17 protein-coding genes are annotated in these 21040 nt (G+C 72.4%); 13 read left to right on the top strand and 4 right to left on the bottom strand.

Going from position 1 to position 21040, the window contains the following annotated elements; all coding sequences use genetic code 11:
• The first annotated feature begins 45 nt into the window (after nt 1-45).
• The 6 genes from BCL76_RS15690 to BCL76_RS15715 all read left to right on the top strand — a co-directional run bounded on the left by BCL76_RS15690 (nt 46) and on the right by BCL76_RS15715 (nt 8536).
• Entirely contained in the window at nt 46-1923 is a 1878-nt protein-coding gene (locus BCL76_RS15690) for an acyclic terpene utilization AtuA family protein (protein WP_375137930.1), read from the top strand.
• Nucleotides 1920-3518, top strand: a complete 1599-nt coding sequence (locus BCL76_RS15695) for an acyl-CoA carboxylase subunit beta (RefSeq protein WP_109780112.1) — start codon at nt 1920-1922, stop codon at nt 3516-3518. The genes BCL76_RS15690 and BCL76_RS15695 overlap by 4 nt, the downstream gene beginning before the upstream one ends.
• 8 nt (nt 3519-3526) lie before the next feature.
• Nucleotides 3527-5437 carry an acetyl/propionyl/methylcrotonyl-CoA carboxylase subunit alpha gene (locus BCL76_RS15700; RefSeq protein ID WP_109780113.1) on the top strand — a complete coding sequence of 637 codons (1911 nt, stop codon included), beginning with the start codon at nt 3527-3529 and terminating at the stop codon, nt 5435-5437.
• On the top strand, nt 5434-6594 hold the full coding sequence (locus BCL76_RS15705) for an acyl-CoA dehydrogenase family protein (protein ID WP_109780114.1): 1161 nt from the start codon (nt 5434-5436) through the stop codon (nt 6592-6594). The genes BCL76_RS15700 and BCL76_RS15705 overlap by 4 nt, the downstream gene beginning before the upstream one ends.
• 620 nt (nt 6595-7214) lie before the next feature.
• Entirely contained in the window at nt 7215-7961 is a 747-nt protein-coding gene (locus tag BCL76_RS15710; RefSeq protein WP_109780115.1) for an enoyl-CoA hydratase family protein, read from the top strand.
• Nucleotides 7949-8536, top strand: a complete 588-nt coding sequence (locus BCL76_RS15715) for a TetR/AcrR family transcriptional regulator (RefSeq protein ID WP_030774040.1) — start codon at nt 7949-7951, stop codon at nt 8534-8536. The genes BCL76_RS15710 and BCL76_RS15715 overlap by 13 nt, the downstream gene beginning before the upstream one ends.
• A 65-nt stretch (nt 8537-8601) precedes the next feature.
• Here the strand turns inward: BCL76_RS15715 and BCL76_RS15720 are convergent, their stop codons facing one another.
• Nucleotides 8602-9708: a citrate synthase 2 gene (locus tag BCL76_RS15720; protein WP_030009579.1), complete on the bottom strand. Its 1107-nt coding sequence runs from the start codon at nt 9706-9708 to the stop codon at nt 8602-8604.
• A 200-nt stretch (nt 9709-9908) separates the two neighbouring features.
• On the opposite strand from BCL76_RS15720, the gene pdxH reads away from it, so the two are divergent.
• Nucleotides 9909-10571, top strand: coding sequence for a pyridoxamine 5'-phosphate oxidase (gene pdxH, locus BCL76_RS15725; protein WP_030774043.1), 663 nt, complete (start codon nt 9909-9911; stop codon nt 10569-10571).
• Nucleotides 10572-10745: 174 nt separating this feature from the next.
• Here pdxH and iscB read toward each other — a convergent pair whose 3' ends face one another.
• Nucleotides 10746-12155 (bottom strand): RNA-guided endonuclease IscB, encoded by a 1410-nt coding sequence (gene iscB / locus BCL76_RS15730; RefSeq protein ID WP_258309713.1) that lies wholly within the window; start codon nt 12153-12155, stop codon nt 10746-10748.
• A 559-nt stretch (nt 12156-12714) separates the two neighbouring features.
• Here iscB and BCL76_RS15735 point away from each other — a divergent pair.
• On the top strand, nt 12715-14055 hold the full coding sequence (locus BCL76_RS15735) for a PAS domain-containing protein (protein ID WP_109780117.1): 1341 nt from the start codon (nt 12715-12717) through the stop codon (nt 14053-14055).
• Nucleotides 14056-14116: 61 nt separating this feature from the next.
• Here the strand turns inward: BCL76_RS15735 and BCL76_RS15740 are convergent, their stop codons facing one another.
• On the bottom strand, nt 14117-14872 hold the full coding sequence (locus BCL76_RS15740; protein WP_109780118.1) for an SIS domain-containing protein: 756 nt from the start codon (nt 14870-14872) through the stop codon (nt 14117-14119).
• Between the two features lie 258 nt (nt 14873-15130).
• Here BCL76_RS15740 and BCL76_RS15745 point away from each other — a divergent pair, with 258 nt between their 5' ends.
• Nucleotides 15131-15823 carry a metal-dependent transcriptional regulator gene (locus BCL76_RS15745; protein ID WP_030390665.1) on the top strand — a complete coding sequence of 231 codons (693 nt, stop codon included), beginning with the start codon at nt 15131-15133 and terminating at the stop codon, nt 15821-15823.
• A 373-nt stretch (nt 15824-16196) separates the two neighbouring features.
• Entirely contained in the window at nt 16197-17075 is an 879-nt protein-coding gene (locus BCL76_RS15750) for an alpha/beta fold hydrolase (protein ID WP_109780119.1), read from the top strand.
• Between the two features lie 163 nt (nt 17076-17238).
• On the opposite strand, the gene BCL76_RS15755 is transcribed toward BCL76_RS15750, so the two are convergent.
• Nucleotides 17239-18237, bottom strand: coding sequence for a helix-turn-helix transcriptional regulator (locus BCL76_RS15755; protein ID WP_109780120.1), 999 nt, complete (start codon nt 18235-18237; stop codon nt 17239-17241).
• A gap of 156 nt (nt 18238-18393) precedes the next feature.
• Between BCL76_RS15755 and BCL76_RS15760 the strand changes: the two genes are divergently transcribed.
• From BCL76_RS15760 to BCL76_RS38545, 3 genes are all read left to right on the top strand, one after another.
• Nucleotides 18394-18774 carry a hypothetical protein gene (locus BCL76_RS15760; RefSeq protein ID WP_181382569.1) on the top strand — a complete coding sequence of 127 codons (381 nt, stop codon included), beginning with the start codon at nt 18394-18396 and terminating at the stop codon, nt 18772-18774.
• 134 nt (nt 18775-18908) lie between these two features.
• The gene (locus tag BCL76_RS38970) at nt 18909-19076 is read left to right on the top strand and encodes a hypothetical protein (protein WP_181382570.1); all 168 of its coding nucleotides are present in this window, start codon (nt 18909-18911) and stop codon (nt 19074-19076) included.
• A gap of 303 nt (nt 19077-19379) precedes the next feature.
• Nucleotides 19380-21017, top strand: coding sequence for a CHAP domain-containing protein (locus tag BCL76_RS38545; protein ID WP_146228381.1), 1638 nt, complete (start codon nt 19380-19382; stop codon nt 21015-21017).
• Nucleotides 21018-21040 lie beyond the last annotated feature (23 nt).

Here is a 21040-nt window from a genome sequence, read left to right on the forward strand (position 1 = left end):
AACGCCTCCGGCTTCTACGGGGACCGCTCGGGCGCCCTGCGCGAGATGCTCACCGGCGGGCCGCTGGACGTGCTCACCGGCGACTACCTGGCCGAGCTGACCATGTTGATCCTGGGCCGCGACCGCCTGAAGAACCCGGACCTCGGCTACGCCAAGACCTTCCTGCGCCAGTTGGAGGAAGGCCTCGGGCTCGCGCACGAACGTGGCGTACGGATCGTCGCGAACGCCGGCGGCCTGAACCCGGCCGGACTCGCCGATGCCGTACGGGCTCTGGCGGCGAAGGTGGGTGTCCCGGTCCGGGTCGCCCATGTGGAAGGCGACGACCTCACCGCGCGGGTGGACGGGGCCCTGACGGCCAACGCCTATCTGGGGGGCGCCGGGATCGCGGCCTGCCTGCGGGCGGGCGCCGATGTGGTGGTGACGGGCCGGGTCACGGACGCGGCGCTGGTCAGCGGCCCGGCCGCCTGGTGGTTCGACTGGGCCCCCGACGACCACGACCGGTTGGCGGGGGCGGTGGCCGCGGGCCACGTCCTGGAGTGCGGCACCCAGGCCACCGGCGGCAACTACTCCTTCTTCGCCCGGCACGACATCCGCCGCCCCGGCTTCCCGCTGGCGGAGATCGCCGAGGACGGCTCCGCGGTCATCACCAAACACCCCGGCACGGGCGGCGCCGTCACCACCGGCACCGTCACCGCCCAACTCCTCTACGAGACGCAGGGCGTGCGCTATCTCGGCCCGGACGTGACCACCCGGCTGGACACCGTCCGGCTGACCGACGAGGGCGCCGACCGGGTACGCGTCACGGGAGTGCGCGGCGAGGCCCCGCCGCCCTCGCTGAAGGTCGGGGTCACCCGGATCGGCGGCTGGCGCAACGAGATCGTCTTCGTCCTGACCGGCCTCGACATCGAAGCGAAGGCGAACCTCGTCCGCACCCAACTCGCCGAGGTCTTGGAGGGCGTGGCCGACACCACCTGGACCCTGGCCCGCACCGACCACGAGGACGCCGACACCCAGGAGACGGCCGGTGCGCTGCTGCGGCTGGTGGTCCGCGACCCGTCCCCGGACCGGGTGGGCCGCGCCTTGACCTCGACGGCGATCGAACTGGCCCTCGGCAGCTACCCGGGCTTCCACGTCACCGCCCCACCCGGCCCGGCCCAGCCCTACGGCGTCTTCACCTCGACCCTGATCCCGTCGACGGAGGTCCCCCACACGGCGGTCCTCCCGGACGGCACCCGCGTACCGGTGACCGCCCCCTGTCCAGCCTCGCCCCGCCCTTCCGCCGTTTCCCTGGGCTCCGCCCCGGACCCCGGTCCTCGAACGCCGGACCGGCTGACGTACCTAGCCACCCCGGCGGAGCCCTCCCCCTGTCCAGCCCCGCCCCGCCCTGTCGCCGAGGCGGAGCTCGCCGCACACCCAGCCCCGCCGGCAATCCTTCCCGCACGTCCGGTCCGGTCGACGGAGCCCACCGCACTCCCAGCCCCGCCGGCGTTTGAGGCGCGGGGGTCCGGGGGCGGAGCCCCCGAAGGGGTCGGGGGCGCAGCCCCCGCCGGGTCCGGGGCGGAGCCCCGGGGGACCGTCCGCGCGCCCCTGGGGGCCGTCGCCGGGGCCCGTAGCGGCGACAAGGGCGGCGACGCCAACGTCGGCGTCTGGGTCGAGACCGACCCCGCCTGGGAGTGGCTGCACCGCACCCTCACGGTGGACGCCTTCCAGGCCCTGCTCCCCGAGACCGCGCGCCACGCCGTGACCCGGCACGAACTGCCGAACCTCCGCGCCCTCAACTTCACCGTCACCGGCATCCTCGGCGACGGCGTCGCCTCCGGCCACCGCTTCGACCCCCAGGCCAAGGCGCTCGGCGAATGGCTCCGCGCCCGCCACCTCGACATCCCCGTCGCCCTCCTCCCGGCCCCGGAGGCCACCTCATGACCCGCCTCGGTTCCACCGTCGACCCGCACGCCCCCGATCACGCGCAGGCCCGTACCGCCGCCCTGGAGCGCCTCACCGCCCTCGACGCCGAGCACGCCAAGGCCCTGGAGGGCGGCGGCGAGAAGTACACGGCCCGCCACAGGAAGCGCGGCAAGCTGCTGGCACGCGAGCGCGTCGAGCTGCTCCTGGACCCCGACACCCCGTTCCTGGAGCTGTCCCCGCTCGCCGCCTGGGGCAGCGACTACCCCGTCGGTGCCTCCATGGTCACCGGCATCGGCACCGTCGAGGGCGTCGAGTGCCTGATCACCGCCAACGACCCCACCGTCCGCGGCGGCGCCTCCAACCCGTGGACGCTGAAGAAGGCGCTGCGCGCCAACGAGATCGCCCGGCAGAACCGCCTCCCCGTCATCAGCCTCGTGGAGTCCGGCGGCGCCGATCTGCCCTCCCAGAAGGAGATCTTCATCCCGGGCGGCGCGATCTTCCGCGACCTCACCCGGCTCTCGGCCGAGGGCATCCCGACCGTCGCCGTCGTCTTCGGCAACTCCACCGCCGGAGGCGCGTACGTCCCCGGCATGTCCGACCACACCATCATGATCAAGGACCGGTCCAAGGTGTTCCTCGGCGGTCCGCCCCTGGTCAAGATGGCCACCGGCGAGGAGAGCGACGACGAGTCCCTCGGCGGCGCCGACATGCACGCCCGCACCTCCGGACTCGCCGACCACTACGCCCTCGACGAGTACGACGCGATCCGCCAGGCCCGCCGCGTCGTGGCCCGCCTGAACCACCGCAAGCCGCACCGGGAACCGCCGAAGGCCGAGGAACCCCTCCACGACCCCGAGGAGCTCCTCGGCATCGTCCCGCCCGACCTCAAGACACCGTTCGACCCGCGCGAGGTCATCGCCCGGATCGTCGACGCCTCCGACTTCGACGAGTTCAAGCCCCTCTACGGCCCCAGCCTCGTCACCGGCTGGGCCACCCTGCACGGCTACCCGGTCGGCATCCTCGCCAACGCGCAGGGCGTGCTGTTCAGCGCCGAGTCCCAGAAGGCCGCCCAGTTCATCCAGCTCGCCAACCAGCGCGACATCCCCCTCCTCTTCCTCCACAACACCACCGGCTACATGGTCGGCAAGGAGTACGAACAGGGCGGCATCATCAAGCACGGCGCGATGATGATCAACGCGGTCTCCAACTCCCGCGTCCCCCACCTCTCCGTCCTCATCGGCGCGAGCTACGGCGCCGGCCACTACGGCATGTGCGGCCGCGCCTACGAGCCCCGCTTCCTCTTCGCCTGGCCCAGCGCCAAGTCCGCCGTCATGGGCCCCCAGCAGCTGGCCGGAGTGCTCTCCATCGTGTCCCGCCAGTCCGCCGCCGCCAAGGGACTCCCGTACGACGAGGAGGCCGACGCCGGGATGCGCGCCTTCGTCGAAGCGCAGATCGAGTCCGAGTCCCTGCCGATGTTCCTGTCCGGGCGGATCTACGACGACGGGGTCATCGACCCGCGCGACACCCGTACCGTCCTCGGCCTGTGCCTGTCGGCCGTCCACAACGCCCCCGTCGAGGGCGCCCGTGGCGGCTTCGGCGTCTTCCGGATGTGAGCCCGCACATGACTCAGCAGCCCATCACCTCCCTCCTCGTCGCCAACCGCGGTGAGATCGCCGTCCGAATCTTCCGCACGGCCCGCGCCCTGGGCCTGGCCACCGTCGCCGTCCACTCCGACCCGGACGCCGACGCCCTGCACGTCCGCGACGCCGACGCGGCCGTACGGCTGCCAGGCGCCGCCCCCGCCGACACCTACCTGCGCGGCGACCTGATCATCAAGGCCGCCCTCGCCGCCGGCGCCGACGCCGTGCACCCCGGCTACGGCTTCCTCTCCGAGAACGCCGACTTCGCCCGCGAGGTCCTGGCCGCCGGACTGACCTGGATCGGCCCGTCCCCCGAGGCCATCGAGGCCATGGCCTCCAAGACCCGGGCCAAGGAACTGATGCGTGCCGCCGGCGTGCCGCTCCTCGACCCCGTCGACCCCGCCACCGCCACCACCGCCGACCTGCCCCTCCTCCTCAAGGCCGCCGCCGGCGGAGGCGGCCGCGGGATGCGCGTGGTCCGCGACCTCGACGGCCTCAAGGAGGCCCTCCACGCCGCGTCCGCCGAGGCGGCCTCCGCCTTCGGCGACGGCGAGGTCTTCGCCGAGCCCTACGTGGAGCGCGGCCGCCACGTCGAGGTCCAGATCCTCGCCGACGCCCACGGCGCCGTCTGGGCCCTCGGCACCCGCGACTGCTCCCTCCAGCGCCGCCACCAGAAGGTCATCGAGGAGGCCCCGGCGCCCGGCCTGCCGGACACCCTCCGCGAAAGCCTCCACGCCGCGGCCGTCGCCGCCGCCCGCGCGGTCTCGTACGAGGGCGCGGGCACCGTCGAGTTCCTCGTCACCGCCGACGGACGGCCGTACTTCCTGGAGATGAACACCCGCCTCCAGGTCGAACACCCCGTCACCGAAGCCGTCTTCGGCCTCGACCTCGTCGCCCTCCAGCTACGCGTCGCCGAGGGCGCCGCCCTGCCACCGGCGCCCCCGCAGCCCACCGGACACGCCGTCGAGGCCCGCCTCTACGCAGAGGACCCCGCCCAGGACTGGCGCCCCCAGACCGGCGCCCTGCACACCCTCGCCATCCCCGGCGAGGTCCGCGTCGACACCGGCTTCACCGCCGGGGACACCGTCGGCATCCACTACGACCCCATGCTCGCCAAGGTCGTCGCCCACGCCCCCACCCGCGCCGAAGCCGTCCGGGCCCTCGCCGCCGCCCTCGCCGGAGCCCGCATCCACGGACTCACCACCAACCGCGAGCTCCTCGTACGGTCGCTGCGCCACCCGGAGTTCGCCGCCGGGCAGCTCGACACCGGCTTCTACGACCGCCACCTCGACACCCTCACCGGCGGCGCCCCCGACGCCACCGCGGCCGCCCTCGCCGCCGCCCTCGCCGAAGCGGCCCCCGGCCCGGACGCCCCCCTCGCCGCCCGCATCGGCGGCTGGCGCAACGTCCGCTCCCAGTCGCAGACCCGCCGCTACACCGAGGCCGGCACCGAGTACGAGGTCCGGTACCACCCGGTGAACCACCCCGGAATCCGGGTCCTGGCCGCCACCCCCGACCTCGTCACCCTCGAAGTCGAGGGGATCCGCCGGGCGTTCCACGTGAAACACAATTCGAACAAGATCTACGTGGACTCCGCCCTCGGAGCCCACACCTTCACCCGCGTCCCCCGCTTCCCGGACCCCCAGGACCGCACGGAACCGGGCTCGTTGCTCGCCCCCATGCCCGGCACCGTCGTCCGCACCGCCGAAGGCCTGGCCCCCGGCAGCCCCGTCACCGCCGGCCAGCCCCTGCTCTGGCTGGAGGCCATGAAAATGGAGCACCGCATCCTCGCTCCCGCCTCCGGCACGCTCACCGCGCTCCACGTCGCCACCGGCCAACAGGTCGAGTTCGGCGCCCTGCTCGCCGTAGTCCAGGAGGAACCGCAGCCATGAGCTCCACCATCGAAACCGTCGAACACACGGCCCTGCGCACCGCCGTCGCCGCCCTCGGGCAGCGCTACGGCCGCGAGTACCTCGCCCGCGTCGCCCGCGAAGGAGGCCACCCCGACGAGCTGTGGGCCGACGCCGCGAAGCTCGGCTACCTCGGGGTCAACCTCCCCGAGGAGTACGGCGGAGGCGGCGGCGGTATCGCCGAACTCTCCATCGTCCTGGAGGAACTCGGGGCCGCCGGCTGCCCCCTGCTGATGATGGTCGTCTCGCCCGCCATCTGCGGCACGGTCATCGCCCGCTTCGGCACGGAGGCCCAGAAGCAGACCTGGCTGCCCGGCCTCGCCGACGGCAGCCGCACCATGGCCTTCGGCATCACCGAACCCGACGCCGGATCCAACTCCCACCGCATCACCACCACCGCCCGCCGCGACGGCGACGACTGGATCCTCACCGGCCGCAAGGTCTTCATCTCCGGCGTCGACATCGCCGACGCCACCCTCGTCGTCGGCCGCACCGAGGACGCCCGCACGGGCAGCCTCAAGCCCTGCCTGTTCATCGTGCCGCGCGACGCCCCCGGCTTCGGCCGCACGGTCATCGACATGGAACTGGCGGCCGCGGAGAAGCAGTTCGAACTCACCCTGGACGAGGTGCGCCTGCCGTCCGCCGCCTTGGTCGGGGACGAGGACGCGGGCCTGCTCCAGCTGTTCGCCGGCCTCAACCCCGAGCGGATCATGACCGCCGCCTTCGCCATCGGGATGGGCCGCCACGCCCTCGCCAAGGCCGTCGACTACGCGAAGACCCGCCAGGTCTGGAAGCAGCCCATCGGCGGCCACCAGGCGGTGGCCCACCCGCTGGCCCAGGCGCACATCGAACTGGAACTGGCCCGCCTGATGATGCAGAAGGCTGCCCGCCTGTACGACGCGGGGGACGACATGGGGGCGGGCGAGGCGGCGAACATGGCCAAGTACGCGGCCGCGGAGGCCTGCGTCCGGGCGGTGGACCAGGCGGTCCACACCCTCGGCGGCAACGGCCTCACCCGCGAATACGGCCTGGCCTCCCTCATCACCGCCTCCCGCGTGGCCCGCATCGCCCCGGTCAGCCGGGAGATGATCCTGAACTTCATCTCCCACCAAACCCTGGGCCTCCCCAAGTCGTACTGACGTTGCCCCTGCGGGGCGCTCGGCGGTGCGGACGGTACCCCGCTGCTCCGCCCGGCCCCCGCGCCTCAATCGCCGGCGGGGCTGGATTTGGCGGGCCCGTGCCTGTGCGGTCCGGGTCGGGCTGCGCCGGGCCCTGCGCCTCAATCGCCGGCGGGGCTGGATTTGGCGGGTCCGTGACTCGGTGTCGGTGGGGGGTCGGGGCGGGGGGCCGGGGTGGGGTGTCTCCTCGGCTCGCGCCTTACTGGTTTGTCTCGGTTGTGGGGCGGGGTTGTGCGCTCGTCCTGCGGGGACACCCCACCCCGTCCCCCCGCCCCTTGGGCCGTCGCTGTCGTAGCCCTGCCGTGGGGCGGGGACACGGAGGAGGGTCCCCGCAGGACGAGGCGCGACCATGGCCGTCTTGCCGTGACAGGCCAGCACGCGCCGAGCCGAGGAGATCCTCCTGCGGGGCCCCGCTCCACACCACCAGCCCCGCCGGCGCTTGAGGCGCAGCCCCGGGCGCAGCCCGAGCAGTACCGCACACCGCCGAGCACCCCGCAGGGACACCGCCGGGGACACGTACCCTCCCCGGAGGGGCCTCGGCTTCCGAAGTACCCCTATCCGCACACCACTCCGGAGGAGACATGGCCCCACTCGTGCACGCCGCCCAGGCGACCGGCATCGCCACCCTCGCCCTGGACTCCCCGGGCAACCGCAACGCCCTCTCCGCCGACCTCGTCGCAGAACTCCGCTCCGCACTCGCCACCGCATCCGCGGACCCCGCCGTCCGGGCCGTCGTCCTCACCCACACCGGCAACACCTTCTGCGCCGGGGCCGACCTCAAGTCCCCCTGCGATCCCGCCGACTTCCTCGCCCTGCTCCGCGAGATCGCCGAGCTGCCCGAGCCCGTGGTCGCCCGGGTCACCGGACACGTGCGGGCCGGTGGCCTCGGGCTGCTCGGCGTCTGCGACATCGCCGCCGCCGGACCGCGGTCCTCGTACGCCTTCACCGAGACCCATCTGGGCCTGGCTCCCGCCGTGATCTCCATGCCACTGCTGCCGCGCCTCGACCCGCGCGCCGCCTCCCGCTACTTCCTCACCGCCGAGGCGTTCGACGCCGCCGAGGCCGCCCGGATCGGCCTGCTCACCCTGCACGCGGCCGAGGGCGAGGACGTGGACGCGGCCCTGGAGCCCGTACTGGCCGGCCTGCGCAAGGCCTCCCCGCAGGGGCTGGCCGCGACCAAGGCGCTGACCTCGGCAGCCGTACGCGAGGCCCTCACCCGCGACGGCGCCCGGCTCACCGAGCTGTCCGCCGGGCTGTTCGCCTCCGACGAGGCCCGCGAGGGCATCACCGCCCGCTTCGAGCGCCGGGAACCGTCATGGTCGCTGTGACGGGCCCCAAGCAGGCGCGCAGCCGCGTCACCCGCCGCCATCTCCTGGAGGCGGCCGTGTCCTGCCTGGCGGAGCACGGCTGGGCCGGGTCGACCGTCTCCGTCGTCGCCGAACGGGCCGGGGTCTCCCGCGGCGCCGCCCAGCACCACTTCCCGACCCGCGAGGACCTGTTCACCGCGGCCGTCGAGTACGTCGCCGAGGAGCGGTCCACCGCCCTGCGCGACCTCTTCCACGCCGGCCCGGCCGCCCGCCCGGTCGTCGTGGAGGCACTGGTCGACCTCTACACCGGCGCCCTCTTCCGGGCCGCGCTCCAGTTGTGGGTGGCCGCCTCCAACGAGGAGCAGCTGCGCCCCCAGGTCACCGAACTGGAGGCCCGGGTCGGCCGCGAGACCCACCGCATCGCCGTCGAGCTGCTGGGTGCCGACGAGTCGGTGCCGGGCGTACGGGAGACCGTGCAGGGCCTGCTGGACATGGCGCGGGGGCTCGGCCTGGCCAACGTGCTCACCGACGACACGGCCCGCCGGGCCCGGGTGGTCGCCCAGTGGTCCCGGATCCTGGACGCGGCCCTGGGCTGAGGCGGCGGGAACGCGAAGGGCGCCGCACCCCGCACGCGGGATACGGCGCCCTGCACGTGCACCTGCTAGGCGGTCTCGGCGATGTCCGCGTAGCCCTCGATCTCCTGCGGGTTGCGCCGGCCCGGCCCGATGTAGCGGGCCGAGGGCCGCACCAGGCGGCCCGTGCGCTTCTGCTCCAGGATGTGCGCGGACCAGCCGGCGGTCCGGGCGCAGCTGAACATCGACGTGAACATGTGCGCCGGCACCTCGGCGAAGTCCAGCATGATCGCGGCCCAGAACTCCACGTTCGTGGCCAGCACCCGGTCGGGGCGGCGCGCGTGCAGCTCCTCCAGCGCGGCCTTCTCCAGCGCGGCGGCCACCTCGTAGCGCGGCGCGTCGAGCTCCTTGGCCGTGCGCCGCAGGACGCGGGCGCGCGGGTCCTCGGCGCGGTAGACGCGGTGCCCGAAGCCCATCAGCCGCTCACCCTTGTCGAGGGCCTTCTTCACGTACGCCACGGCGTCGCCGGTGCGCTCGATCTCCTCGATCATGCCGAGTACGCGGGAGGGCGCCCCGCCGTGCAGCGGACCCGACATGGCGCCGACCGCGCCGGACAGCGCGGCGGCGACGTCCGCGCCGGTCGACGCGATCACCCGCGCGGTGAAGGTGGAGGCGTTCATGCCGTGCTCGGCGGCCGAGGTCCAGTACGCGTCGACGGCCTTGACGTGCCGCGGGTCCGGCTCGCCCCGCCAGCGGATCATGAACCGTTCGACGACGGACTCGGCCTTGTCGATCTCCCGCTGCGGCACCATGGGCAGGCCCTGGCCGCGGGCGGACTGGGCGACGTACGACAGTGCCATCACGGCCGCGCGCGCGAGATCGTCGCGGGCGGTCTGCACGTCGATGTCCAGCAGCGGTTTCAGACCCCACACGGGGGCGAGCATCGCGAGCGCGGACTGCACGTCGACACGGATGTCACCGGAGTGGACCGGGATGGGGAAGGGCTCGGCGGCCGGCAGGCCGGGGTTGAAGGCACCGTCGACCAGCAGGCCCCAGACGTTCCCGAAGGAGACGTGGCCGACGAGGTCTTCGATGTCGACGCCCCGGTAGCGGAGCGACCCGCCTTCCTTGTCGGGCTCGGCGATCTCCGTCTCGAACGCGACGACCCCTTCGAGCCCGGGTACGAAGTCGGACATCAGGCGGCTCCTCAGATAGTGCGAACACGCGCGGCTCCCGGCGTGACTCGCGGTCCGGCGCGGTCATCCCCGTTGATGCCCGGCACGGCCGTCGGTCACCCGCTCGGGGACCTTCGGACCGGCCCCAAGATTTTGGCCGTTCCGCCCCGACTGCGGAAGCGTGACATACGGCACACCGTCACCGGTCCGGCTGCGGCAGGATGGCGAGCGTGACCGATCAGGACATTGACCCCGCCATGATGCGCAAGCAGTACCGCTCGGAGATCGTCGACGAGGGGAGTCTCGCCGAGAATCCGATGGACCAGTTCGCCCTCTGGTTCCAGCAGGCCGCCGACTCGCACCTCTTCGAACCGAACGCGATGGTCGTATCGACGGCCACCCCCGACGGGCGGCCCAGTTCGCGGACGGTGCTGATGAAGCAGTTCGACGGCCGGGGCTTCGTCTTCTTCACCAACTACGCCTCCCGCAAGGGCCGCGAGCTGGCCGAGAACCCGCACGTCGCCCTGCTCTTCCCCTGGCATCCGATCGCCCGCCAGGTGATCGTCACCGGTACGGCGGCCCGGATCGGCCGCGACGAGACGGCGGCGTACTTCCGCTCCCGCCCGCACGGCTCCCAGCTGGGCGCCTGGGCCAGCGAGCAGTCCAGCGTGATCGACTCCCGCGCGGAGCTGGACCGGCGTTACGCCGAGCTGGAGGCCCGCTACCCGGAGGGCGAGCAGGTGCCGGTCCCGCCGGAGTGGGGCGGCCTGCGCGTGGTCCCGGAGGCGGTGGAGTTCTGGCAGGGCCACGAGAACCGCCTGCACGACCGGCTGCGCTACGTCCTGGACGGCGACAAGTGGCGCCTGGAGCGGCTCTGCCCGTAGGTCGGCAGAACGCAGGCGACCCGCGGGCTCGGGTTTCTCTCCTGCAGTGAGAGAAGCCGGCCGGACGTACCGGCGAGCCCGCGGGTCGGGTGACTGCTTGGGATTGGCGCCGGGCGATCCGCCGGGCACCGCACTGGGTGCGCTACTGACGACGGGCCCTAGCCCGCAGCCACCTCACGCGTCCGGAGTTCGTACATTTCCGGGATCACCTCCTTTCAGTGTGGGTCCACTGTAGGCAGGCCCGCGCCGTCCGCTCAATCGAATTTCGTGGGCGAATCCGTAGGTGTATCCATCGGCTCTCTGAAGTAGTCGCACATTCCGGTGGGAGACATCGAAGCGGCTGGTCAACGTCGTGATGCGATGCTGACCACCGGTTCGGACCGCGATGCGCCCCACCCAGCGGCCGGCCCACTTTCCCTTGGGTACGACGGCGGATACCAGATCCCCGGTCGCGTACCCGTGCTGGATCTTGCGGCGTGGTCGTCGTAGGCGGGGGAAGCCGAAGCGGTCAGGGGTGGTCCTGGCGTACGAACCACGGCCCGTCGACCCCACCACCAGGACCTGCGCAGGTATGCGGACGAGGGAGTCCCCTCGCTCGTGGTCGAAGAATCCGGTGACCAGGGCATCGAGCGTGTGGCTTTTCGGTAGGCCCATCGCGACCCGGTTCCAGTGGGTACGCCCGCCGGACCACGTATGCACCGGGACACCCTGCGCTGCGAGCGCTGTCACGAGCTGGAGCCGGGTGGCGTTCGTGGCGGCAACGTCCTGCAGAGGTCTCCTCAGCTGGGCAATCACGCGTTCCAGACGGGCCGGCCGGTCGGCCAGGAACGCGTGGACGGATGTCGTGCCCTTCGCCTGATTGCAGGGAACACAGGCGAGGACGAGGTTGGATACCCGATCCGATCCGCCGCGGCTTCGTGCGCGGACGTGATCGATATTGAGCGGCACCCCCGTGGCGTCGCAGTACGCGCAGGACCTCTCCCATTTGGCCAGAAGGAACTCACGGATCTCGGACGCCCCGTGCGTCGATTCGCCTCCCTGCGCGCCGGAGGGCATGACTTCGGTGAAGGCGCTGGTGTCGAACGCGACGTGTTCCACGTGGATCTCGAGCACCGGTGCGTACCGGCACAATCGCACGACGACGGCCATGGTCGAGTCGATGCGATGGCGCAGGGACGGGGGGAGCCAGCCGTGCGGACGTGGGCGGTTGTCGTGCCGGGGTGCCCGGTACCGGAGATTTGCCGAGCGCCTTCGGCGGCGATAGGCGGCGCGGCGCATCATGCCGCTGTGGATCTTTTGTCCCCGGTGCCGGAGTTCGATGGTGATGAGCCCCCGGCGTGCAATTGCGGATCGGCCCTTCGGGCCGTTCCGGTGCTGCTCTTCCGTGATGGCGATGCCAGTCGCCTTGGAGCCTGGATCAATACGCAGTTGTACGCCTTCGACGGTCGACTCCGCCCGGGTCCGCTGCCTCAGCCGGATGGTGAACGGAGCCCGCCGTGCCACGACGGCCCGTCCGCCGGCGAGCAGCTCGCGCGCACGGGCCGGATGGCAAGGCATCAGCGGCTCGCCTGCCTTGGCCGGCACGAACACCCGGCTTGCGGCCAGGCGGGGAGCGTCACCGCTCCCGGTCTCTGCCGTCTCCGCTGCCGTAGCGTCGGATCGGGCGTGTCGCCGGCGGGTCCTGGTGCGGACTCCGCCGGTCTCCCCTCGCCCATGTTCCACACCGGTGCCCGGCCTGACGGCCGGGAGTCCGTGAGCCGTTTCGTCCCTGCTCCCAGGGGTGTCTGCGCTCCCGGATTCCAGAGCAGGCTGCTGAGGAAGCACAGCCTGGTGGGTCTGCGCGCCTGTGCGAAACGTAGTCATCGAGGCACCTCATTCGATCCGGGGATCGTGATGACTGGGGCTGGTCACTCGGCGTAGGGAGCGAGTGACCTCCCTTCTCGTGGTTCTTGGGACGGTACGCAACGTGGACGCCGCAGTGTGGACGGATGACGCCAGGTCACTCGAACGTGTGGCCGTTATGGCCGTGCTTTCCCAGCTGTACGGGGGCGCGCCGATTTCACCGAAAGCGGTGTGGGGTGCGTCACGTTCCAGTTCAATGATCTGACGTGCCGCACACGCGAACACCTGCAGGGGGTGCCAGGTGAGTGCCTACGGACGTGACGAGACCGCCGACGATCTGCTCGCAGCGTTGCTGGACGGGATGGACGCCGCGCTGTGCGCGTTCGACTCCGACGGCGTGATCACCCACTGGAACCGCGAGGCCGAGCGGATCCTCGGCTGGACCGCCGCCGAGGCCGTGGGCCGCAAGGGCTTCGACGGCTGGGCGGTACGGGCCGCCGACGCGCACGACGTCCAGGACCGGCTGATGTCCGCCCAGCACGTGCCCGGCCGGCAGGTGCACGAGTTCGCTCTGCTGACCAAGGACGGCGGGCGCGTCCTCGTACGGACCCAGTCCGCCGGGGTGCCCGGCGGAGACGGGAAACCGGCCGGGGTGTACTGCGCCTTCAGCGAGGTGCATGCCCAGATCGACCTGGAGCGCTCCATCGCGCTGAGCGAGGCCCTGATGGAGGACGCCTCGTGGGGCGTCGTCCTGGTCGACGTCGACCTGCGGCCCGCCGTGGTCAACGCGCACGCCGCCCGGGCCTTCGGGAGCGGCCGCACCGCACTGCTCGGACGTCCCCTGGGAGAACTGCTGACCCAGGGCGTCGAGGAGCTGGAGGGCGCGCTCCAGCACGTGCTCGCCGAGGGGGCCCCGCCCGCGCCGGTGGAGATGTGGGTGTCGGTGCGCACGCCGGAGGGGGTGCGGCGCAGGTGCTGGCGGTGCGGGTTCCTGCGGCTGGCCTCGCCGCTCGCGGAGGAGCCGGTACCGCTGGGCGTCGGCTGGCTGTTCCAGGACGTCACCGAGGCCCGCCAGGAGCAACTGGACACCGCGCAGCTGCGGTTCCGCTCCCACCAGCTCCACCGTGCGGGGCGGGCCGCCGCCGAGTGCGAGGACCCGGCCGAGGCGGCCGCCGTACGCCTGGACTTCGCCCTCGCGGGCTTCGCCGAGCACGCGCTGCTGGACGTACTGGACCCCACGGCCGACCCCGAGCGGCGCAGGCTCGTACGGTCCGCGGCGTCCCCGCCGGCGCTGCCGGGCCCCGGATCGATCCCCGTCCGGTACGTCGCCGGGCACCCGGCGCTGCAGGCCCTGGACCGGATCGGCTCGGTGCGCACCAGCGCCCCGCGGGGGGAGGCGGACGCGGAGTGGGCGCGGGTCCGCCGGTGGCCCGAGGACGCCGCGCACGCGCTGTGCACGGTGCTGCGCAGCCGGGGGCGGACCCTGGGGGTGCTGACGTTCCTGCGCGGGCCCTCGCGGGCGGCCTTCGAGCGCCCGGACGCGGCGTACGCGGAGGAGGTCGCCGCCCGGGTCGCGGCCGACCTGGACCTGGCGGCGGGCCCGGTCGGCCCGGTCGGCCGGTTCGGCCCGGACCAGGGCTGAGCGGGTCCCGGTGTCGGGGCGGGGGTGCGGCGCCCCACCGGAGCGGGGCGCCGGGTGCGGCTCAGTGCCGGAAGAAGATCCGGTCGCCGTACTCCTGCATCACGCGGCCGTTCCACTCGTGGCCGCCGTCGACGTTGCCCGAGCGCAGCAGCGGGGGCTCCACCCCGCGGCCGGCGAGCTCGCCGGCCGCCGCCGCCATGACCGCCTGCATGATCGCGCTGGTCACGACGGTGGAGGCGGGGGCGAAGGGGGCGTCGATGCCGTCGATGCTCAGCTCGGCGTCACCGACCGCGATCTTGCTGTCGAGGACGACGTCGCAGTGGTCCTTGAGGAAGGTGCCGGAGAGGTGCCGCGACTTGGTCTCGGTCGCGTACGCCACCGAGGTCACGCCGATGACCTTGAGGCCGATGGCGCGGGCGTTCATCGCCATCTCGACGGGCAGGGCGTTGCGCCCGGAGAGGGAGATGATCACGAGCACGTCGCCGTCGGAGGCGGGGCTGCTGTCGAGGACGGCGCCGGCCAGGCCGTCGACCCGCTCCAGGGCGCTGCCCAGGGTCGCGGGCATGACGTCGATACCGACCGTGCCCGGGACGGCGAGGAAGTTCATCAGGGCCAGGCCGCCGGCCCGGTAGACGACGTCCTGGGCGGGCAGCGAGGAATGTCCGGCGCCGAAGGCGAAGAGCCGGTTGCCGGCGGCGACCGCGTCGGCGATGAGGGAGCCGGCCTCGGCGATGCTCGGGGCCTCCTCGTCCCGCACCCGCTCCAGCAGACCGATGGCGGCATCGAAGAACTGACCGGCCAGCTTGCTCTCGCTCATACGCCGATGGCCCTTCCAGGGGTGGGGGAGCGTCCGTGTCCGCCGCTCACCGTGCGGTCTGGACCAAGGGCGTGTCAATACGAACGTCAATCCCGCGCCGAAAGCTCTGGTCGCGGGTCCCGGACATCCCCGGACGATCTTCGCCGGGGATGTCCGGGAGATGTCCGGGAGCGGTCTTGACCCACGGCACGGGACGGTTGTCGGCCCGATGCGTCAGAATTGGGGGCAGGGCCAGCGCACGCAATCCGAGGGGCACGAATGTCCGGACTGATCGATACCACGGAGATGTATCTCCGCACCATCCTCGAGCTGGAAGAGGAAGGCGTGGTCCCCATGCGCGCCCGTATCGCCGAGCGGCTCGACCAGAGCGGTCCGACGGTGAGCCAGACGGTGGCGCGCATGGAGCGCGACGGCCTGGTGGCCGTCGCCAGCGACCGCCACCTGGAGCTGACGGAGGAGGGGCGCCGACTGGCCACGCGTGTCATGCGCAAGCACCGGCTCGCGGAGTGTCTGCTCGTCGACGTCATCGGCCTGGAGTGGGAGCAGGTGCACGCGGAGGCCTGCCGTTGGGAGCACGTGATGAGCGAGGCGGTGGAGCGGCGGGTGCTGGAGCTGCTGCGTCACCCGACCGAGTCGCCGTACGGGAACCCGATCCCGGGGCTGGAGGAGCTGGGTGAGAAGGCCGAGGCGGACCCGTTCCTCGAGGACGGCATGGTCTCCCTGTCCGAGCTCGACCCGGGCACCGAGGGCAAGACCGTGGTCGTCCGGCGGATCGGCGAGCCGATCCAGACGGACGCCCAGCTGATGTATACGCTCCGGCGGGCGGGCGTGCAGCCCGGCTCGGTGGTGAGCGTGACCGAGTCCCCGGGTGGCGTGCTGGTCGGCAGCGGCGGTGAGGCGGCCGAGCTGGACGTCGAGGTCGCCTCGCACGTGTTCGTGGCGAAGCGCTGACCCCCGGCCCGTCGGCGTTCGCGTCGGCGCGGAGCGGATGTGTCCGATGGACGGTTCCGTACGAGCCGTGACCCAGGGGTCCTGCCCCACGGGTCGTGACCCGTACGGATGACCAACCCTTGGTGTGGGTGGTCCCGGCGCCTTTCGGCGCCGGGACCGATCCTCCCCTTGCGACCTGGAGCCCCGAGCTCTCAAGGTCGTCCCCTCGGACCGTCTTCCCCGAGCGGCCCGCCTCCCTGTTGAAAGGATCTCCATCGGCAGCGGCGGCCAATCCTTGAGCAAGGTCACTCGAAAGAGCGGTGTTGTGGGCGAGAAACCCGTTTTCGAATACGGGTTCGATAGTCTGGCGGGGAGTGAAGGGGGTGCATCTGCGGTGGTACAGCGCGTCGATGTGACAGGGGCCGACGGAGTCCGCCTGGCCGCCTGGGAGTTCCGCGAAGCGGAGACCGAGCCCGACACCCGCCCCGGGGTGCTGTTACTGCACGGCCTGATGGGCCGCGCCTTCCACTGGGCCGGCACCGCCCGCTGGCTCCGCGAGCGCCGCCGCGTCGTGGCCCTGGACCAGCGCGGACACGGCCAGAGCGGCCGCCCGCCCGCCGCCCCCGACGGCACCCCCACCTCCCTGGGCCGCGACGCCTTCGTGGCCGACGCCGAAGCGGCCGTCGAGCAGCTCGGCCTCGCCCCCGTGACGCTGATCGGCCACTCCATGGGCGCCCTCACCGCCTGGCAGCTCGCGGCCCGCCGCCCGGAGCTGGTCGAAGCCGTGGTCATCTGCGACATGCGCGCCTCCGCCTTGGGAGCGGCCTCCCAGCAGGAATGGGAGGACTGGTTCCACCACTGGCCCCTGCCCTTCCCCACCCAGGACGCGGCCCGCCGCTGGTTCGGCGAGGACGACCCCCGGGTGGAACGCCCCGATCCCGGCCGCGGCGCCTTCTTCGCCGAGGTCATGCACGAGGCCTCGGACGGCTGGCGCCCGGTCTTCTCCCGCCGCCAGATGCTGACGGCCCGCGAGACCTGGGTCCACGACGCCCACTGGGAGGAGCTCGCCCAGGTCCGCTGCCCGACCCTGGTGGTCCGGGGCCTGGACGGCGAACTGGGCCGCGCCGAGGCCCAGGAAATGGTCCGCGTCCTCCCGGCCGGCCAGTACGCGGAAATCCCCGACGCGGGCCACTACCTCCACTACGACCAGCCGACGGCCTGGCGCGAGGTCCTGGAACCCTTCCTCGACGGCATCAAGGCCGAAGCCCCCTGACCACGTCGACGGCTCCGCCCCCACGCCCGGGGGCGGAACGGTCGGCGTGATCCGAACGTCTCGACCTCCCGGTCGGCCCCTCCTCGTCAGGGTCGACCGATGCCCGGCCCCGGCTGCCAGCGGTCCCGGGGTGCCTGCGGAGGCCCGTCCCGGGCCGGGCCGACTACTCGGCGCTCGGGAGCCAGCCGCGCTGGACCGCCCGTACGCCGAACTCGAATCGGCTGCGGGCATTCAGACGTTCCATCAGATCGTTGGCCAGCCGGCGCGCGGTGCGGGGGGAGACGGCCAGGCGCTTGGCGATGGCCTCGTCGGTCATGCCCTGCGCGAGGAGCCGGATGACGGTGTTCTCCTGGGCGCTGAGGCCGACCTCGTCCCGAGCGGTCTCCGCGGTGCCGAGCGGGCGGGCGGCGGTCCACACGGTGTCGAAGAGTGCGCACAGTGCGGTCAGGGTGCCCTGCCCGGTCAGGACCACCGCGCCGGCTGCGCTGTCGTCGCTGCTGACCGGGATGACGGCCGTCGACCGGTCGAAGATCATCAGTCGGGTGGGCAACTCCGGCGCGGTCCGCACCTCGCCGCCGAGTCCGCCGAGCCAGGCCGCGTAGGCCAAGGTGGTCTGGTTGTTGCGCACGCTGTCCAGGAAGAGGGAGCGCATCCGTACCCCGCGGCCCAGCAGGGCGAGGTCGTTGGGCTTCGAGGCTTCCAGGCTCTCAGGGCGGTGGCCGCCACCGGGTGCGAAGGTCATCAGCTCGGTGCGGACGTCACGGGCCAGGCACGCGATCCGGTCCCGGATCGCGTCCAGGCCCAGCAGCTGATCCACGCCGGGGCTGGAGGCGCTGGGGGTCAGATCGGCGAACTCGGCGATGAGCTGGGTGGCGGCGGCGCGGGAGGCCTCGATGCGCAGCTGCTGGGCGGCGAGTTCGGCCTGCTGGCGGGCCATGAGGACTTCCATGCCGACCTCGGGCGAGACCGCGTGCAGCCGGCCCTCGCGTTCGTAGGACGGCCGGACCAGGGCGAGTTCGCTGAGGATGTCCAGGCTGTGCCTGACGTCCGCCTCGGGCACGCCGAGGCGCTCGGAGAGGCCGCTCACGCCCTCCTGCGGGTGCGCGAGCATGGCTCGGTAGACAGCCTCTGCCGTGGCATCGAGGCCGAGAGTGGCGAGCACAGCGGTTCCCCCCGTGTGAGCCCTTATCGATCAAGGTTACCGAATAATCGCACGTGGTGACGGGTGCGACCAGTTCGTGGACGCTTTCGGCCACGGACCGAACCGTTCAGCTCGATGGGCTTTGTTCACGCTCGCCCGCTCGGAAGAGTTGCGCACATGTATCTCATCCACGCCGCGCTCCGGGCGCCTTCGGCCGGTGACCGGCTTCCCCCGCACATCGCCGAGCTCGTCCGGGCGCTGGCGGACCCCGACAGCACCGTGGAGCACGTCTCCGCGCACCTGCGGGCCGAGCCCGACCCGGTGCTCGGGGTCTACCTGCTCGCCGGGAGCCTGAGCGAGGCGGAGCGGCGTACGGAGGCCCTCTGCCGACGTGCCCTCGACGTGCTGCCGGCGCTGCGCGGCTGGACGGCCACGCGCGCTTGCGCCCCTCTGGTCGCTCCGTACTACGAGCGTCTCCTGACGGCCGCTTCCGGACTCGATGGACGAAATCGTCCAGGACCGATTCCGTCCAGCCGAATGCCCTTCTCGCCGCGCTGAGCTGCGACGAAGCTAGTGATCGCCAGCAGGGAACAGCACGAGGACCCGGCCGGCGAAACCGGAGAAGACGTCACCGCGGGACGTGGATCCGGAAGGTCACCGCTTCACTCCAGCCATCGCAAAGGATCACTGTCATGCTTCGCACCAGCCTCACCCGGGCCGCCGCGGTCAGCACCCTCGCCCTCGCCGCCTTCGCCGCGGTCCTGGCCGGCCACACCGGCGCCGACCAGTACACCCGCACCACCGCCACCACCGTGTGGGAGACCGCCCCGGTGGGGAAGTTCACCACCGTCTGGGAGTAGTCGGGCCGCCCGCCTCGCCGGCCGCCGGTCCCCCTGTGACCGCCGTGCCCGCTGAGAGCCGGCCCTGACCACGCATCACCACGCATCACCGCGCATCACCGCGCATCACCGCGCGTCACACCGCGTCACGCCGCGTCGCAGCGCGCGCCTCGCGCCCCCGTGTGCCCCGTCCGACAGCTGCTCCTGCAGGGCAGCCGTCCGCGTGCCACGACATGCGCCCACAGCCTTCCGGCCTTGATCAGGCCAATCTGCGGCCCGCCGCAGCACTCACCCGAACCTTCCTCGCACACCTGGAGCCTTGTCATGTCCAAGTCCATCAAGGTCACCGCGATCCGCCTCGTCTCCGCCTCCACCCTCGCGGTCTCCGTACTCGCCACGGCCGCCGTCACCCCGGCCAACGCCTCGCCGCTCACCGACGGCATTTCGGCCACGGCCCGCGCCGAGAACGGCAACTCCTACTGCGCTCACGGCGGTTACGTCGGCGGTCCCAACCAGTCCAGCAGCTGCACCGGCGGCACCAGCCGCACCCACGCCTGGTGCGCCGACTTCGCCGGCTGGGTCTGGGCCCGCAACGGGGTCACGGGCCTGGGGACCCTGGACGACAGAGCGGCCAGCTTCATGGACTACGGCAAGAAGTACGGCACGCTGTCGAGCACCCCGCACGTCGGCGATGCCGTCGTCTACAACTACAACGGCGGCAGCTACGCCGACCACGTGGCCGTGGTCACCGGAGTCTCCGGCGACACGGTCACCATCACCGGCGGCAACCAGGGCGGTTACCCGGGCCACGTCTCCACCAACTCCACCACCAAGTGGCGCGTGGGCCAGTCCCCCTGGGGCCAGTCGATCAGTGGCTACATCTCCCCGGCCGGCAGCAACACCCCCTCGTACCCCAACCCGGCCTCGCTGCCCTCCGGGACGCTCGTGAAGTCGCCGAACGGCGCGGACGTGAAGGTGATGATCTCCGGATCCGGCGTTCCGGTGGCTGCCTCCGACGTCACCCCGGACAAGTACGACCTCAGCAAGATCGTGCTGATCGACGACTCCGCCTTCCGGTCCCTGCCCAGCGCGCCTCCGGCCGGCACGGTGGTCCACGACCAGGCGGGCGGTGCCAATCGCTACGTGGTCATCGACAACGCGGCGCTGCTGATCGGCGGCGAGGACTGGGTCGCGGCGGGCTACAACACCCGCGCCGACATGGGTGTTCCGACCGCCTGGCTGCAGGCCGCCGCCCAGCGCACCGTGCCCACCGGCACGGTCGTGATGGACCAGACGGGCACGGACCCCGGCCGCTACGTGATGGTGGACGGTGCGGCGCTGCACATCTCGGGCTCCGAGTGGACCGCCGACGACTACAACACCCAGATGCTCATGGGCGTCCCGGGCCAGTGGCTGAAGGCCGCCGTTGCCAAGACCCCGCCGACCGGCACCGTCCTCATGGACCAGTCCGGCACCGACAACAACCGTTACGTGATGCTGGGCGGCGCGGCCGTGCACATCTCCGGCGCGGAGTGGACCGCGAACGGTTACAACCTCCGCTCCCTGATGGGCGCACCGGGTGAGTGGCTGAGCTCCACGGTCGCCAAGCAGGTGGCGAACGGCACCGTCGTCAAGGACGCCTCGGGCGCCGACGCCAGCGTGTATGTCATGGCGGGCGGCGTCGCGGTTCCGCTGACCTACGCCGACTTCACGGGCCTCGGCTACGACAAGCGTCCGCTGGAGGGGGCCCCGGGCGAGTGGCTGAAGACGGCCGCGGCGAAGGCCACCCCGGCCGACGGCACCATGCTCCTGTCGCCCGAGAGCAACACCGTCTGGCAGGTCACCGGCGGCAAGAAGAAGGCCCTGACCGCCGACGCCTTCGGCCCCGGCAAGCTGAGCTTCGACGACGTGGTCAGCGTCCCGACCGCCTTCACCGCGAAGCTCCCGACCGTCACCGGTTGAGCAACTCCCGGCTGATCGCCGCC

It is taken from the genome of Streptomyces sp. CG 926, from assembly GCF_003148825.1.
Taxonomy (GTDB): domain Bacteria; phylum Actinomycetota; class Actinomycetes; order Streptomycetales; family Streptomycetaceae; genus Streptomyces.

What these genes read in the sequence shown, in the direction of transcription:
- BCL76_RS15690 (WP_375137930.1), top strand. Translation starts at nt 46, where the DNA reads ATGCTCACCGGCGGGCCGCTGGACGTGCTCACCGGCGACTACCTGGCC.
- BCL76_RS15695 (WP_109780112.1), top strand. Translation starts at nt 1,920, where the DNA reads ATGACCCGCCTCGGTTCCACCGTCGACCCGCACGCCCCCGATCACGCG.
- BCL76_RS15700 (WP_109780113.1), top strand. Translation starts at nt 3,527, where the DNA reads ATGACTCAGCAGCCCATCACCTCCCTCCTCGTCGCCAACCGCGGTGAG.
- BCL76_RS15705 (WP_109780114.1), top strand. Translation starts at nt 5,434, where the DNA reads ATGAGCTCCACCATCGAAACCGTCGAACACACGGCCCTGCGCACCGCC.
- BCL76_RS15710 (WP_109780115.1), top strand. Translation starts at nt 7,215, where the DNA reads ATGGCCCCACTCGTGCACGCCGCCCAGGCGACCGGCATCGCCACCCTC.
- BCL76_RS15715 (WP_030774040.1), top strand. Translation starts at nt 7,949, where the DNA reads ATGGTCGCTGTGACGGGCCCCAAGCAGGCGCGCAGCCGCGTCACCCGC.
- BCL76_RS15720 (WP_030009579.1), bottom strand. Translation starts at nt 9,708, where the DNA reads ATGTCCGACTTCGTACCCGGGCTCGAAGGGGTCGTCGCGTTCGAGACG.
- pdxH (WP_030774043.1), top strand. Translation starts at nt 9,909, where the DNA reads ATGGCGAGCGTGACCGATCAGGACATTGACCCCGCCATGATGCGCAAG.
- BCL76_RS15740 (WP_109780118.1), bottom strand. Translation starts at nt 14,872, where the DNA reads ATGAGCGAGAGCAAGCTGGCCGGTCAGTTCTTCGATGCCGCCATCGGT.
- BCL76_RS15745 (WP_030390665.1), top strand. Translation starts at nt 15,131, where the DNA reads ATGTCCGGACTGATCGATACCACGGAGATGTATCTCCGCACCATCCTC.
- BCL76_RS15760 (WP_181382569.1), top strand. Translation starts at nt 18,394, where the DNA reads ATGTATCTCATCCACGCCGCGCTCCGGGCGCCTTCGGCCGGTGACCGG.
- BCL76_RS38970 (WP_181382570.1), top strand. Translation starts at nt 18,909, where the DNA reads ATGCTTCGCACCAGCCTCACCCGGGCCGCCGCGGTCAGCACCCTCGCC.
- BCL76_RS38545 (WP_146228381.1), top strand. Translation starts at nt 19,380, where the DNA reads ATGTCCAAGTCCATCAAGGTCACCGCGATCCGCCTCGTCTCCGCCTCC.